The organism is Mesorhizobium kowhaii (genome assembly GCF_042431665.1).
GTDB classification, from domain to species: domain Bacteria; phylum Pseudomonadota; class Alphaproteobacteria; order Rhizobiales; family Rhizobiaceae; genus Mesorhizobium; species Mesorhizobium kowhaii.
In genome coordinates, this window is the sequence record NZ_JBHLYT010000018.1 from 72,296 (window position 1) to 86,837 (window position 14,542).

Sequence of the window (14,542 nt, forward strand, 5' to 3'; positions counted from 1 at the left end):
ACTCGGGCTCCCCTGCAGCCCTATCGCTTTCAGATGAGAAGGAACAGCATCCCCATGAATGTACTGTCCCGAAAAGACTTCAGAACAGCAAAACGGCCTCTCCCGTTCGAATGCGTTGCCCTGGTGTTGCAGGGTGGCGGCGCGCTCGGAGCCTATCAAGCTGGAGTCTACGAGGCTCTCGCCGAGGCCGATATCCATCCAGACTGGGTCGCCGGGGTCTCGATCGGTGCCATCAATGCGGCCATCATAGCCGGCAATGAACCCACCGAACGGGTTCAGAAGCTGCGGGCCTTCTGGCGCGAGATCACGGCGAACCCACTTCTCGATTGGGCTGCCGCCGCGCCCACACTCGCTCCGAAAGGAGACCTGCCCCGCTCGCTCTTCAATCAGTTCAGTGCGGCCTGCGCGCTCGTCGCCGGTGCCCCAGGCTTCTTCAGCCTGCGGCAGCCCGTTCCCTGGCTGCAAACGGACGGCTCCCTCGAAGGAACGAGCTTCTACGAAACCAAACATCTGAAGAGCACACTAGAGCGGCTCGTCGACTTCGACCGGATCAACGCCGGCCGCATGCGCTTCAGCGTCGGTGCCGTAAACGTGCGCTCCGGAAATTTCGTCTATTTCGACAATGATCAGCATACAATCCGCCCCGAGCACGTGATGGCCAGCGGATCGCTTCCGCCTGGCTTCCCCGCCGTCGAGATCGACGGCGAATTCTACTGGGACGGCGGCCTTATCTCGAACACGCCGCTGCAATGGGTAGTCGAACATGGGGCACGGCAGGACACCCTCGCCTTCCAGGTGGATCTCTGGAGCGCGCGCGGCGAGTTTCCTCGCAATCTGTCCGAGGTCGCGACGCGGCAGAAGGAAATACAGTATTCGAGCCGCACACGCGCGCATACCGATCAGTTCAAGCAGTATCAACGTGCCCGACACACCCTCGCGAGCCTTCTTTCAAAACTGCCGCCCGAGTTGCTCGACAGCGAGGAAGCAACCGCACTGAGCTCGATCGCGGACCATAAGGTCTACAAACTCGTTCACCTGATATATCGCTCAAAACAGCATGAGGGGTACTCGAAGGATTATGAGTTTTCGAGGCTGTCCATGGAGGAGCATTGGCGCGCCGGCTACTTCGACGCCGTGCGCACGTTACGCCATCCCGAGGCATTGCAACGGCCCGACAATCTGGAAGGGGTGAGCACCTACGATCTTGCCGAGGACGGGCGGGAATAGGCGCCTGCAATGGGAGATGCCTGACGTGCTCAGTCCAATCGCAAGCCCTGTGCAACTCCTTTCAATGCAAGCCATCCACTTCAACAATTGAAGGAACTCTTCAACCATGCATCAAGACACCGTCCGGGCAACGGCTTTCGCCATGCCCCTGACCAGTCCAGCCTATCCGGTCGGTCCGTATCGCTTCCGAAACCGCGAATATCTGATCATCACCTATCGGACCGATCCGAAAAAGCTGCGCGGTCTTGTGCCGGAGCCACTCGAACTATCCGAACCCCTCGTGAAATTCGAGTTCATCCGCATGCCGGACTCGACGGGCTTCGGCGACTACACGGAAAGCGGACAGGTCATCCCTGTCACGTTCCGCGGCCGCAAGGGCAGCTACACCCACTGCATGTTTCTTAACGACCACCCACCGATTGCCGCAGGGCGCGAGCTGTGGGGATTTCCCAAGAAGCTTGCGAGTCCGACGCTCCGCACTGAGACTGACACCTTGGTGGGTACGCTTGATTACGGCCCGGTCCGTGTTGCTACGGCCACCATGGGCTACAAGCACGAAGCAGCCGACCTCTCGGCAGTGAAGAGTTCCCTCGCGGAGCCGAACTTCCTCCTCAAGATCATTCCCCATGTCGACGGCACGCCGCGCATCTGCGAGCTCGTGGAGTATCACCTGGAGGACGTCGATCTGAGAGGCGCCTGGACCGGCCCGGCATCCCTGAACCTCTGGTCGCATGCGCTGGCTCCTGTCGCCGAGCTGCCGGTGCTGGAGGTGGTTTCGGCGATGCACATCGTCGCCGATCTCACACTCGCACTCGGCAAGGTCGTTCATGACTACCTCGCGAAATCCGAGCCTGGCGATCTGAAAGGAAGAATCCATGCGTTCGCAGAATGAAGCTCTATCTAACAATTGGGCAGGTGACGCCGGTGGTCGGCTCATGGACAAGGTCGTGGTAATCACCGGAGCTGCGAGCGGCATTGGCAAGGAGATTGCCCTTACCTTCGCCCGCGAGGGGGCAAAGGTGGTCATCGCGGATCTTGACCTGAAGGCGGCCCAGGAGACGGCCCTTGAGATCGATCCAGCCGCTCAGCGGGCGCTCGGGGTTGGCATGGACGTTAGCAACGAGGAGCAGGTCGAGAGCGGAATGGCGCGGGCTATCGAAACCTTCGGGCGCCTCGACGTCCTTGTCAGCAACGCCGGCGTCCAGATCGTCGCGCCGCTCGTCGAGTTCGATTTCGAGAAATGGAGGAAGTTGCTTTCCATCCACCTGGATGGAGCCTTCCTGACCACCCGTGCCGCCTTGCGGCAGATGTACCGCCAGAACAGCGGCAGCATCATCTACATGGGATCCGTCCACTCCAAGGAGGCGTCTCCATTCAAGGCTCCATATGTCACCGCCAAGCACGGCCTGATAGGCTTGGCCAAGGTCGTGGCCAAGGAGGGGGCCGCCCATGGCGTCCGCGCCAACGTGATCTGCCCTGGATTCGTCCGCACGCCGCTGGTGGAAAAACAGATCCCGGAGCAGGCGCGCGAGCTCGGAATCTCCGCAGCGGACGTGGTCAAGACGGTGATGCTGAGGGAAACGGTCGACGGTGAGTTCACGACCGTGCAGGACGTGGCGGAAGCAGCGCTGTTCCTGGCGGCGTTCCCGTCGAACGCGCTGACCGGCCAGTCGATCGTGGTGAGTCACGGGTGGTTCATGCAGTAGGCGCGTCAGAGAGGCGTGCCTTTGCCCGTCTTTCGCTCTGCCCTGCCTACAGATCAATCTTTACAATCCCCCTATCTTTTTTGCATTGCACAATTGCGCAAATCTCATATTGACTATATCGTCGATTTGACTTAAAAGTTTAAAATCAAATTGGGCAATGGCGAACTCGCCGCGCTAGCAAAACCATCGATCCCTTCAACCCACCGTTCCAACGGAGGCTCTCATGCGCCTGCCCTCAGGTCTGTTCCTTTCTGCCTGTATCGCCTGCCTTTGTCTTTCCGGCTGTTCTGAAGAAGAAACTGCCGCACCATCAGCGCCACGGCCGACACGGGTCGTCGTGGTGACGCCTCACAAGCTCGCCCTGGTGGCGCAGGGCGCCGGCCGCATCCGATCGCGTTATGTGAGCGCGGTTGGCTTCGAGGTCGGCGGTCGAATGCTCTCGCGCGAGGTCGACATGGGCGCAATGGTCAAGAAGGGCCAGAAGCTCGCGGAGCTCAGTGCCGTCGACTACCAGAACAAGGTGACCGCGGCCGAGGCCGACGTCGATGCAGCAAGGGCCGCGCTCGCCCAAGCATCCGCACAGGAGGAACGCTTCAGAATCCTGCTCGGCAAGGGCTTCGCCACACATTCCCAGCACGATGACGCGCTCAAGTCGCTGCAGAGCGCACGAGCGGAGGTCCAGGCGACCGAAGCCAATCTGCGTATCGCGCGGAACCAGCTAAGCTATACCCAGCTCCTTGCGCCCGACGATGGTGTGGTGACGGCGACCGGAGCCGACCCGGGTCAGGTCGTGGCTGCGGGCCAGATGGTCGTCGAGATTTCCGGCAATGACGCACGCGAGGCGGTGTTCGCGGTGGCCACCAATGATGTCACACGGGCAAAGCTCGGCATGGCGGTGAACGTATCGCTGCAGGGTCGTCTCGACATCGCCGTCACCGGCACGATCCGCGAGATTTCGCCAGAGGCCGACAGCGCGACAGGCACCTATCAGGTGAAGGTGGCGCTGGCTTCGCCGCCGGCGGAGATGCGCCTCGGGGCAGTCGTTGTCGGTCGCGTCGAAAGCGAAGGAGGTCAGGAGGTTGCGACATTGCCACCGAGCGCGCTGCTGCAGTCCGGAGGCCAGCCGCAGGTTTGGGTGGTCGGCCAAGACGACAAGGTGCAGCGCCGCGAGGTCAAGCTTGTCGAATTCGATGCGGACTCGATCGTGGTGAGCCACGGACTGTCCGCTGGGGAGAAGGTGGTGACCGCCGGCGTCAATTCGCTCGCCGACGGTGACCTTGTGAACCCAGAGACGGAGGTCAAGTGATGACACGCTTCAATCTCTCCGAATGGGCCGTCCACAACCGCGCCCTCGTCGTCTTCCTCATGCTCATCTGCGTCATTGGCGGAGCGAGCGCCTACGAGCGGCTCGGCCGCCAGGAAGATCCGGATTTCACCGTACAGACCATGGTGGTCCAGGCAAACTGGCCGGGGGCCACCACGGCTGACACGCTCAAGCAAGTGACGGACAGGATCGAAAAGAAGCTCGAGGAGACCCCGAACCTCGATTACATCAAGAGCTACACAAAGCCCGGTCAGGCGACGATTTTCGTCTACATCAAGGAATCGACGCCCAAGCGCGACCTTAGTGACATCTGGTACCAGGTCCGCAAGAAGGTCAGCGACATAAGGGCGACGCTGCCGCAAGGCGTGGTCGGGCCCTTCTTCAACGACGAATTTGGCGACGTCTTCGGAACCATCTACGGCATCACCTATGACGGCTTCACCGCACGCGAGGCGCGCGACTTCGCTGAGACCGCGCGGGGCGAGTTCCTGCGTGCGCCCGACGTCGGCAAGGTCGACATCTATGGCGACCAGGATGAGAAGGTCTATCTGAACTTCTCGCCGCAAAAGCTCGCGAACCTCAAGCTCAGCCTGGACGACGTGCTGGCGGCGATCGCCCGGCAGAATGCCGTGGCGCCTTCGGGCATCATCAACACGCCTCAGGAGACTATGCTCGTCGACGTCACAGGTTCCCTGCTGTCGCCGGACGGCATTGCCAACCTCAACCTCTGGATCGACGGGCGCTTCTACAAACTGACCGACATCGCCCAGGTCCAGCGCGGCTACAGCGACCCGCCCAGCAAGATGTTCCGCGTCAACGGCAAGCCGGCGATCGGCATCGGCGTCAACATGCGGGAGGGCGGCAACAATCTCGACTTCGGCAAGGGCCTGCACGAGGCGGCCGAACGCCTGAAACAGCGCTTTCCCGTCGGCATTGAGCTCAACCTCGTGTCGGACCAGCCCGAGGTCGTGCACGAAGCGATCGGCGGATTCACCGAAGCACTTTTAGAGGCGATCGTCATCGTGCTGGCGGTCAGCTTCCTCAGTCTCGGCTTCAGGGCCGGGCTTGTGGTCGCTCTCTCCATCCCCTTGGTGCTTGCCATCGTTTTTGTGGCCATGAATGCGCTGGGCATCAGCCTGCAGCGCATCTCCCTCGGCGCCCTGATAATCGCGCTCGGGCTTCTCGTCGATGACGCCATGATCACCATCGAGATGATGATCTCAAAGATCGAAGAAGGTATGGAGAAGATCAAGGCGGCAACCTTCGCCTACACCTCCACCGCCTTCCCCATGCTGACGGGAACGCTGATTACGATCCTCGGCTTCCTGCCGATCGGCTTCGCCGACAGCAACACAGGACAATACTGCTTCTCGCTGTTTGTCGTGATCGCGGTGGCGCTCGTTGCCTCATGGTTCGTGGCCGTCGTCTTCGCGCCGGTGATTGGTCTCTCTCTTCTGCCGTCGCACACGAAGAAGGCGCACGGAAACGTCGAGCCGGGCCGCTTCATGCGCGCTTTCGAACGCCTGCTTGGCTTCGCCATGCGGCACCGCTGGCCCACCATCGCTGCGGCGGTCATCCTCTTCGGCGCCTCCCTTTATGGCATGGGCTTCGTGCAGCAGCAGTTCTTCCCGACGTCCAACCGACCCGAGCTCCTCGTGACGATGACCCTGCCAAAGAATGCCTCGATCGCTGCGACCGAAGCGCAGACGGAGCGGCTGGAGAAGGCGCTTGCCGGCGACCCCGACATCGCCCGCTTCTCCTCCTATGTCGGAGGCGGCGCCATCCGCTTCTACCTGCCTCTCGACGTGCAGCTCGACAACGACTTCATGGCCGAGACCGTGGTTGTCACCAAGGACCTCGAGGCGCGTGACCGGGTGCAGGCCAGGCTGGCGACCCTGTTCGCAGGCAGCTTTCCGGACGTGACTGTTCGCATCTCGCGCCTTGAGCTCGGACCGCCCGTCGGCTGGCCTGTGCAATATCGTGTGAGCGCCCCGACCACTGAGGAGGCGAGGCAGTATGCCGAGCAGGTCGCGCAAACTCTGCGAGCATCGGGGCTCGTGCGTAATGTCAACTACGATTGGGCCGAGAAGAACAAGGCGCTGCGCATTGTCGTCGACCAGGACCGGGTTCGCCAGGCAGGCCTGAGCTCCGAGCAGCTTGCCCAGGCGCTCAACCGTGTGATCAGCGGTTCGACCGTTACACAGATCCGCGACTCGATCTACCTCGTCGATGTCGTGGCGCGGGCCGAGAGCGACGAGCGGTCAAGCGTCGAAGCCTTGCGCAATCTCCAGATCACGACGCCCACTGGTGCCTCAGTTCCGCTGCGCGAGCTGGCGCAGTTCCAGTACGAACTCGATGAAGGCTATGTCTGGCGCCGCGGCCGTCTGCCCACCATAACCGTGCAGGCGGAACCGCTGCCTGGGCTGCAGCCAGCGTCCGTGCACGGGCGAATCGCTGGCGCAATCGAGGGGCTGCGCAAGTCGATGCCGGCTGGCACGTTGCTTGAGACGGGAGGCACGGTCGAAAAGAGCGCGCAGAGCAACGCCGCGCTGCTGGCCCAGTTTCCGCTCATGATCACCCTGATGCTCACCGTGCTTATGGTGCAGCTCGGAAGCTTCCGCCAGCTGGCGATGGTGATCAGTGTGGCGCCGCTCGGCCTCATCGGCGTCGCCGCCGCGCTGCTCACCACAAACACGCCGATGGGCTTCATCGCGACACTCGGCATCATTGCGCTGGCCGGTATGATCATCCGCAACTCGGTGATCCTGGTCCACCAAATTGAGCACGAGCGGGCGCAGGGTATCGAACCCTGGAGGGCGGTGATCGACGCGACCACCCACAGGTTCCGGCCGATCATGCTGACGGCGGCCGCCGCGATCCTCGGCATGATCCCGATCATGCACGACGTGTTCTGGGGACCGATGGCCTACGCCATCGTCGGAGGGCTCGCCGTCGCGACCGTGCTGACGCTGGTCTTCCTCCCGGCTCTTTATGTCGCTGTAAACGGCATACGGGAAAGGGACGAAACGATAGCAGCGCCCGCCGTTCCGGCAATCCCCATTCTCGCCCTCCAGCACTGAGAAAGGGATAGCCATGCCGGTTCGGGCCGGAAGCGTGACATCGGCAGTGGTACGCCTGAACATTTCAAAATCGGTGAGAGTTTCGGCTTGGCGAGGATCCACTTCACCAAGCCGGCGTCGACCGGAAACTTCAAGAGCAACTCCATGACTTTGGACCCCGCGACCATCTCAGCCCTATCGGCATTGGCCGGCTCGGCCATCGGTGCCCTGGCATCCGTCGCCACGACCTGGCTCACCCAGTATCAAAAGGATCATATGCAGCGGCTCGAACAGAAAGGCTCGCATCGCGAGCGGCTGTTCGGCGAGTTGATCGACCAGGCATCCAAAACCTATGCAGATGGCATCGTCCAGGAACGGCTGGATGACCCAGCCAAGCTTGTTCCCATGTATGCCACCATCAACAAGCTACGCCTCTTTGCCACGCCCAACACGATCGGTGCCGCCGAAGCGGTACTCGAACGCATCATAGAGACATACGAGTCGCCTTCGACTGCTCCGGAGGCGCGGAACACGCATGTCGCCGCCCATGACATCCTGCGCACATTCGCGGAGTCCTGCCGGGTGGAGTTGGCTCACCTGCGATGACATCCAGAGGAACTTCCATGCCACTTACCTATGAGGGTCCGCGCATGCGCTACGTTGGATTGGCAGCCATCCCATGCATTCTGAGGCGAGCGAGAGAGGTAGTGCGCCGCTTCAGGACACCGGAAGCTCTGCTTAGGTTTACCCTCCTTGGCCTGTGTGTAACCCAGCTTGCAGGCTGCATTGCAGCCTATCCACGCGACGGCGTGCCGACAAAACACATGGCCACAGCCGAAGTGAATGGCTTCCCCGGCGACATACGTGCCTGGGGCGATTCCTATGCAAGTGTCCCGGCCGATCGGCTCGTCTTATTTCGCAACGAGCGGTTAGAGGCGGCCAAGACCGACCCATCCATAAAACCGCGAGAGCTCAATGTGCTGACGCTTTCCGGCGGGGGCAGCAGCGGCGCCTTCGGAGCCGGAATACTCGCCGGATGGACCAAGGCCGGGACCAGGCCCAAGTTCGACATTGTCACCGGTATTAGTACCGGATCTTTGATCGCGCCATTCGCGTTCCTTGGGCCAGCCTACGACGATCAACTCAAGCAAAGCTTCGCCACAATCAAGGATGCCAACATCTATACCAAGCATAGCATCCTCGGCGTGCTGTCGAGCGCCTCCTTCACAAGCAATGCGCCGCTCGCCAAGATGCTTGACGAATACATAACCCAGGACATGCTCGATCAGATCGCCCGGGAGTCAGGGAAGGGACGGCGACTCTTCATCGGAACAACCAACCTCGATGCGGACCGAGCGGTAATCTGGGACATGGGTGCTATTGCTGCGAGCAATCGGTCGGACCGGTTGAAGCTCTTCAAGCAGGTCATCCTGGCTTCCACATCCATTCCCGGCATTTTTCCCCCGGTCGAACTGGAAGTGACCGCGGCGGGCAAGACCTATCACGAAATGCATGTCGACGGTGGCACCAGCAACGAGGTCTTTCTGATGCCCGCTGGGCTGAGCCTGCGCGAGCTCGACCAGACGTTCCACGCTCGGGTCAAGGCGCGGCTTTATATCATCCGCAACGGCCGGACGACGCCGGAACCGAGCATCGTCAAGGCCACACTGCCTGACATTGCCGAAAAGGCGGTCTCTTCCCTCATCAAGACGCAAGGGATTGGCGATCTCTATCGGCTTTACGCTGTCGCCAAGCGCGACGGCATCAACTACAGCTACATAGATATCCCGACCGACTTCACGGTCGAAGCAAAGAGCCCGTTCGACAGCAAGTTCATGCGGGCGCTGTACGAAAAAGGCTACGAAATGGGCCGCGACGGCGTACCGTGGAAAACGGTGCCTCCCGGATTTTCGAAATGAGTAGGTTCGGGCCGGCAGACGATGTCGAATCTGGCCGGACCCAACCGAGTCGGAAGCCGCCCCACGTCCCGCTGATTAGCAAGGACTGCAATGGACAGTCGACGTTACCGCCAACAGCGGTCATCGGAGTCTGTACCTTCGGAAGGACTGGATTTGGCCCAACCGCGACCTCCAACGTGTTCGCCGGAGATGTCTGGCTTCGGGCAACCCAAAATTGAACTCTACGGCCGAGATGAGGCGCAAACGGTCATCATCGCATGACCCCTTCAATGGCAGCTTCGGGTCACGACGAGAAGTCCGCGGTGACGGCGCCGGCATTCTCCTCAGGTCTCGATCCGATGGGGTCGCGGGTGCAACAAGCTGTTGCACAACTCTGCTATCTATAACGCCCATGCCTGACCCGAACTACCTCACCCCTAAAGAAGCCATCGCTGCAGCGACCTTGTCGATCCATTCGTAGTCGAGAGCTAAGATCGACCCCGAGGCGGTCATTCAGGATGCCAATTTGCGTGAAGCGGTCCGCGTGGTGCAGAGGGCGAAAGAAGGACTGTTCAGTCGAAGAAGCCCGCATCCTCTTCCCTGAGATACTTCCTGGCTGCTTCGGCGTCGATATCGAGCCCCAACCCTGGCGCTTCCAGCAGGTCCACCATGCTGTCCTTCACGATCTGCGACGGCAGGCCGATGACGATGTCGTTCCACCACAGGTCCGAGGCGCTGGGATATTCGAACGCCACGTAGTTGGCGGGCAAGGTGGCGCAAACATTGATCAGCGCGCCGAGGCCGAGCAGGCCATTCGCGGTACCGTGCGGGGCCATCAGGATCGAGTGCATGTAAGCGTGCTCGGCAATCCATTTGAGCTCGGCAATGCCACCGACATCGGCAGGGTCGGGGCCGATGACGCGCACCGCCTGCGTCTCGATCAGTTCCTTGAAATTGTGCCGCAGGTAGATCTGCTCGCCGGTATGGATTGGTGTCGAGGTGGATGTGGTCAGCTCCCGATAGGCCTGCGGATTGACCCACGGCACGTAGTCGCCGGTCAGCATGTCCTCGAGCCACATCAAATTGTACTTCTCGACTGCGCGAGCGAACTTGATCGCATCAGGCAGCATCCAGCCCGGGCCGCAGTCCAGCGCCAAGCTGACCTTGTCGCCGAGCACTTCCTTCATCGCGATCACGCAGTCGAGCATATGGTTGAAACCGCGCTCGCTGATCACGCCCTGATCCATGGCACCGTGGTAGCCGGCCTTCTTCTGCGTTACGCCATAGTGGAAGTCCTCGACAGTGTCCTTCATGTTGGAGTGGAACGAGATTCCTTGCTTGACCATGAAGAAGTTCTGCGGCTGCTCCATCATCCATTTGACATCAGTGGCATAATCCTCCGGCCGGTCGCCTGAGCGTTTCTGGCGGATCGAGCCGTTATAGACGCGCACCTTGTCGCGCACCTTGCCACCGAGCAATTTGTAGACCGGCACGCCTGCGGCCTTGCCGGCAATGTCCCACAGCGCATGCTCGATCGCGCTGACCGCCGCGCCATAGGGCTTGAAAGAGCCGCGCTGGCGGATCTTCAGCATCACGCGCTCGACGTCAGTCGGATCCTCGCCGATCAGTGCCTCGCGGAAATGCAGCACCCAAGGCTTGAGGTAGGTCTTGGTGAACTCGACCTCGCCCAGGCCATAGAGCCCCTCATCGGTAACGATGCGGACGATGGGGTGCCTGCCGATAACGGCACAGCGCAGGTCGGTGATCTTCATGCTTTCCCTTTCTTACCTTCCCTCAAAAGGTGAGGCGGTCAGCTCCAGGTCCGGTCCCAGGAATATTCGTCATCCCAGTGATCGGTCGGTTGCCACATGCCCTTGACCCCTTCCTGCAGGTGCTGGCCGATGACTTTATCAACCACGTCGTCGATGCCCAGACCTGGCTTGTCCGGCACTGTGATGAACCCGTCCTTGACCAGCGGCTTGGGCAAGCCCGTAACGATATCGTCCCACCAGTCCACTTCGACGCTGTGATACTCGAGCGCCATGAAGTTTTCCGTCGCCACCGCGACATGTGCGGCGGCCATCGCGGCGATCGGGCTTTCCGCCATGTGAATGGCCATGGCAACGCCGTGGTCTTGCGCCATGTCACCGATCTTTTTGGTCTCGAGGATGCCGCCGGTGGTAAGCAAGTCCGGGTGGATGACCGAGATGCCTGAATTGAGCAGCGGCTCGAAACCTTCCTTGAGGTAGATGTCCTCACCCGTGCAGATCGGCACCGACGTTGCCTGCTGTAACTGCCGATACTGCTCGGTGTACTGCCAGGGGATCACGTCCTCGAGCCAGGCTGGTGCGTATTTTTCGATCCGCCGGGCGAGACGGATGCCGTCCTGCAGCGAGACGTGGCCGACATGGTCGATGGCGAGCGGGATCTCGTAGCCGATCTCCTCGCGGACCTCGTGGATATATTGATCGAGCAGATCGATGCCCTTTTCGGTAAAGTGGAGCCCGGTGAAGGGATGCGGCACGTTCTGCGCGTCATAGACGGCATTGCGCGCCCGGCGCTCGTCCGGCGTGCGTGCCCGGCCGCGACCGGCATGCGTGCGGAAACCATCGAGCACGCCAGCCGGCGCGACCACCGTGCCCGGGATGTGGGAGATCTGCGCCAGCCCGAGGTCCATCTTGAGGAAAGTGAAACCGAGATCCATCCGCGCCTTGAGCCGCTTTCCGGACTCGGTGCCACTGGGCTTCTCCGCGTCGGTGTCGCAATAGACACGCACCTTGTCGCGGAACCGTCCCCCGAGCATCTGGTAGATCGGCACGCCATAGGCCTTGCCGGCGAGATCCCAGAGGGCGATCTCGACTGCCGAGACACCGCCGCCCTGCCGCCCATGGCCGCCAAATTGCTTGATGCGGCGGAACAGTCGATCGATGTCGCAAGGGTTCTCGCCAAGCAGCCGGCTTTTCAGCATCAGCGCGTAGGTGGCGCTGGCGCCGTCACGCACCTCGCCAAGCCCGACGATGCCCTGGTTGGTGTAAATCTTGAGCAGCGCCGAGGTGAATGGCGCACCGACGATTTCGGCCACCCGCATGTCGGTGATGCGAAGGTCGGATGGTTTGGAGCTCGTGTTCACCCGATTGAGCGCCTCGTCGGCTCCGCCCGTCTTTGGCATGACTTATCCTCGTTCTGGTCGGTTGGCTTGTCGTCCGGCATGCCGGGCCGACGTAGAGCATTGCTAGCCCAGCTCAATCTCGTGGGCCTGCAGGTAGTCTCGGTTCATCTCAACGCCGAGACCAGGCTTCGACGTCAGTTTGAGGCTGCCGTTCGAAACGTCGAGTGGACTGTCGATGAGGTGATCGTATTTGCCCAGGTTCCACTCCGACGTTTCGAGTTTGTAGAAGTTGGGAACGGTCATCATCACCTGCGCGCCCGCGACCACGTTGATCGGCCCTGCGGCGTCGTGTGGCGAAACCGGGATGTAGTAGGCTTCGCACAGGGCGGAAATCTTCTTGAGTTCGGTAATGCCGCCGGTCCAGGTGACGTCCGGCATGATGTAGTCGGCGAGCTTGTTCTCGAGCACCGGCACGAAATCCCACTTGGTGTGGCCGCGCTCGCCCCACGAGATGGCGGCACTGACCTTCTCACGCACCTGCTTGAGGGCGTTGAGGCTCTCTGGCGGGCAAGGCTCCTCAAACCAGTCGATCTGGCCGGCCTCCTCGAGGCTACGGCAGAGGCGAATGGCGGTGGGAACGTCGAAGCGGCCATGCGCGTCGATCAGGATGTCGACATCGGGCCCGGCCGTTTCGCGGATCAGCGCCGTGAGTTCGGCCGCTTCGCGCTCATCCTTGCGGGTCATGCTGCCATCGAGGTAGCCGTCCCGCTGTTCGCGGGACAGGCCATCGGCGGTGCGACCCTGGTGGGGGAAAGGGTCAAACTTGAGCCCGGTGTGCCCGGATTCGACGATGTCTCGAATTTCGCGGACCACAGCCTCCTTGCTGGTAAATTTGGCCTGGTTGGGATGGGTGTAAAGCGCGATTTCATCGCGTACCGGTCCGCCCAGCAGTTCGTAAATCGGCTTACCGAGGACTTTGCCACGGATGTCCCAGAGGGCGATGTCGATGGCGCTTACGCATTCGACGGCGGCGCCGCGGCTGCCCATATAGGTGAAGCTGCGGAAAATCTTGTGCCAGAGATGCTCGATACGCGCTGGATCCTCGCCTGTCACGGCGGCACCGATCTGCCTTAGGATCGTGCAGAGAGCGCGGTTGGCGAGCCTTGTCGTGGTGGTGATCTCTCCCCAGCCACTCACCCCCTCGTCGGTCATCACTTCGACGAACAGGAACTCGCCCCAATAAGAAGCATCGGACTCGATCAGCCACGGCCGAACGCTCGTGATTTTCATCTCTCAACTACCTTTATCTGATGGTCAGGCTAACGATGTTCCGGATTGGCGATTCTATCCGGCCCGAGCGGCGTTGCGCGCACGCATCTGTTCGAGAACATGCCGGCCGGAACCCTCGACATGGCGGGAAATGAGGTCGGCGGCCTTGTCTGCCTCTCCCGCCTTCACGAGTGCGATGAGTTCGCGATGCTCGCGAAGGATTGCGGCACGCCGTGCGAGCGTGAAATTGAAACGCCGGCTCACGGCTCGCAGCACTTCGCGATGCTTCCACCAGAGCTCGGCGGCATGGCGGTTATAGTGCCGCTGGTACATCACGGTGTGAAAAGCGGTGTCTAGTTCGCTGTGCCTGAACGTGTCGGCAAAGTTGTTCTCTTCGATCAGGCCCTGGAGACGTTCGAGCTCGGCAATGTCCTCGACGGTGGCCATGTTCACAAACCATCGCGTCAGGGCAGGCTCGATCAGGACTCCGATCTCGTAGATATCCCGGACAAAATCCTGATCTATAGGCCGAACGCGCGCGCCTCGGTTGGGAACGAAGGTGACAAAGCCCTCGCCGCGCAACAGCTGCAGAGCTTCGCGCACGGGATTGGTCGAGGTGCCGTGACGCCGGGCGAGATCGGTTACCACAAGCCGCTCGTTGGCGGCGAGCCGCCCCTCAATAATGTCTTCCCTGATCCGTTCATAAAGCGAGGCGCCCTCGCTGGAGGCCCCGATGGGGTCAATCCCCGCGGGTGGCTCTGCTTTAAAATCGCTTGTTTCGGCCAAGGCCGGCTCCCCAAATCAATACACGCTTTAATCGATATCACGCACGGTTTCCATAAACAATGTACGATTTATCGCGTTGACAGACAATCCGCGATCTGAAAACGTACAAAGTGCTCGAAGGGATACACAGAACAGGAAGACGTTCCGCGATCGAACGAGCAAAG

General features: G+C 61.1%; 11 protein-coding genes. 7 read left to right on the forward strand and 4 right to left on the reverse strand.

Going from position 1 to position 14,542, the window contains the following annotated elements; translation table 11 throughout:
* Nucleotides 1-54 precede the first annotated feature (54 nt).
* The 7 genes from ACFFNA_RS14725 (at nt 55) to ACFFNA_RS14755 (ending at nt 9,235) form a co-directional block, all read left to right on the forward strand.
* Nucleotides 55-1,227 (forward strand): patatin-like phospholipase family protein, encoded by a 1,173-nt coding sequence (locus tag ACFFNA_RS14725; protein WP_378919297.1) that lies wholly within the window; start codon nt 55-57, stop codon nt 1,225-1,227.
* A 106-nt stretch (nt 1,228-1,333) separates the two neighbouring features.
* Entirely contained in the window at nt 1,334-2,119 is a 786-nt protein-coding gene (locus ACFFNA_RS14730) for an acetoacetate decarboxylase (RefSeq protein WP_111543044.1), read from the forward strand.
* A gap of 43 nt (nt 2,120-2,162) precedes the next feature.
* Nucleotides 2,163-2,933, forward strand: a complete 771-nt coding sequence (locus tag ACFFNA_RS14735) for a 3-hydroxybutyrate dehydrogenase (protein WP_111543043.1) — start codon at nt 2,163-2,165, stop codon at nt 2,931-2,933.
* Nucleotides 2,934-3,273: 340 nt separating this feature from the next.
* Entirely contained in the window at nt 3,274-4,239 is a 966-nt protein-coding gene (locus ACFFNA_RS14740; RefSeq protein WP_245445681.1) for an efflux RND transporter periplasmic adaptor subunit, read from the forward strand.
* Nucleotides 4,239-7,337 (forward strand): efflux RND transporter permease subunit, encoded by a 3,099-nt coding sequence (locus ACFFNA_RS14745; protein WP_378919300.1) that lies wholly within the window; start codon nt 4,239-4,241, stop codon nt 7,335-7,337. Before ACFFNA_RS14740 ends, ACFFNA_RS14745 begins: the two co-directional genes overlap by 1 nt.
* 144 nt (nt 7,338-7,481) lie before the next feature.
* Entirely contained in the window at nt 7,482-7,922 is a 441-nt protein-coding gene (locus tag ACFFNA_RS14750; protein WP_111543738.1) for a hypothetical protein, read from the forward strand.
* 218 nt (nt 7,923-8,140) lie between these two features.
* Nucleotides 8,141-9,235: a patatin-like phospholipase family protein gene (locus ACFFNA_RS14755; protein WP_208647040.1), complete on the forward strand. Its 1,095-nt coding sequence runs from the start codon at nt 8,141-8,143 to the stop codon at nt 9,233-9,235.
* Between the two features lie 551 nt (nt 9,236-9,786).
* Here the strand turns inward: ACFFNA_RS14755 and ACFFNA_RS14760 are convergent.
* The 4 genes from ACFFNA_RS14760 to ACFFNA_RS14775 form a co-directional block, all read right to left on the reverse strand.
* Entirely contained in the window at nt 9,787-10,986 is a 1,200-nt protein-coding gene (locus ACFFNA_RS14760; RefSeq protein ID WP_378919302.1) for a mandelate racemase/muconate lactonizing enzyme family protein, read from the reverse strand.
* Between the two features lie 38 nt (nt 10,987-11,024).
* A complete protein-coding gene (locus ACFFNA_RS14765; protein WP_378919304.1) occupies nt 11,025-12,383 on the reverse strand; it encodes a mandelate racemase/muconate lactonizing enzyme family protein in 1,359 nt (452 codons plus the stop codon).
* Between the two features lie 63 nt (nt 12,384-12,446).
* Entirely contained in the window at nt 12,447-13,613 is a 1,167-nt protein-coding gene (locus ACFFNA_RS14770; RefSeq protein ID WP_378919306.1) for a mandelate racemase/muconate lactonizing enzyme family protein, read from the reverse strand.
* 54 nt (nt 13,614-13,667) lie between these two features.
* A complete protein-coding gene (locus ACFFNA_RS14775) occupies nt 13,668-14,378 on the reverse strand; it encodes a GntR family transcriptional regulator (protein ID WP_378919308.1) in 711 nt (236 codons plus the stop codon).
* Nucleotides 14,379-14,542: the final 164 nt, after the last annotated feature.

What these genes read in the sequence shown, in the direction of transcription:
- ACFFNA_RS14725 (WP_378919297.1), top strand. Translation starts at nt 55, where the DNA reads ATGAATGTACTGTCCCGAAAAGACTTCAGAACAGCAAAACGGCCTCTC.
- ACFFNA_RS14730 (WP_111543044.1), top strand. Translation starts at nt 1,334, where the DNA reads ATGCATCAAGACACCGTCCGGGCAACGGCTTTCGCCATGCCCCTGACC.
- ACFFNA_RS14735 (WP_111543043.1), top strand. Translation starts at nt 2,163, where the DNA reads ATGGACAAGGTCGTGGTAATCACCGGAGCTGCGAGCGGCATTGGCAAG.
- ACFFNA_RS14745 (WP_378919300.1), top strand. Translation starts at nt 4,239, where the DNA reads ATGACACGCTTCAATCTCTCCGAATGGGCCGTCCACAACCGCGCCCTC.
- ACFFNA_RS14750 (WP_111543738.1), top strand. Translation starts at nt 7,482, where the DNA reads ATGACTTTGGACCCCGCGACCATCTCAGCCCTATCGGCATTGGCCGGC.
- ACFFNA_RS14755 (WP_208647040.1), top strand. Translation starts at nt 8,141, where the DNA reads ATGGCCACAGCCGAAGTGAATGGCTTCCCCGGCGACATACGTGCCTGG.
- ACFFNA_RS14760 (WP_378919302.1), bottom strand. Translation starts at nt 10,986, where the DNA reads ATGAAGATCACCGACCTGCGCTGTGCCGTTATCGGCAGGCACCCCATC.
- ACFFNA_RS14765 (WP_378919304.1), bottom strand. Translation starts at nt 12,383, where the DNA reads ATGCCAAAGACGGGCGGAGCCGACGAGGCGCTCAATCGGGTGAACACG.
- ACFFNA_RS14770 (WP_378919306.1), bottom strand. Translation starts at nt 13,613, where the DNA reads ATGAAAATCACGAGCGTTCGGCCGTGGCTGATCGAGTCCGATGCTTCT.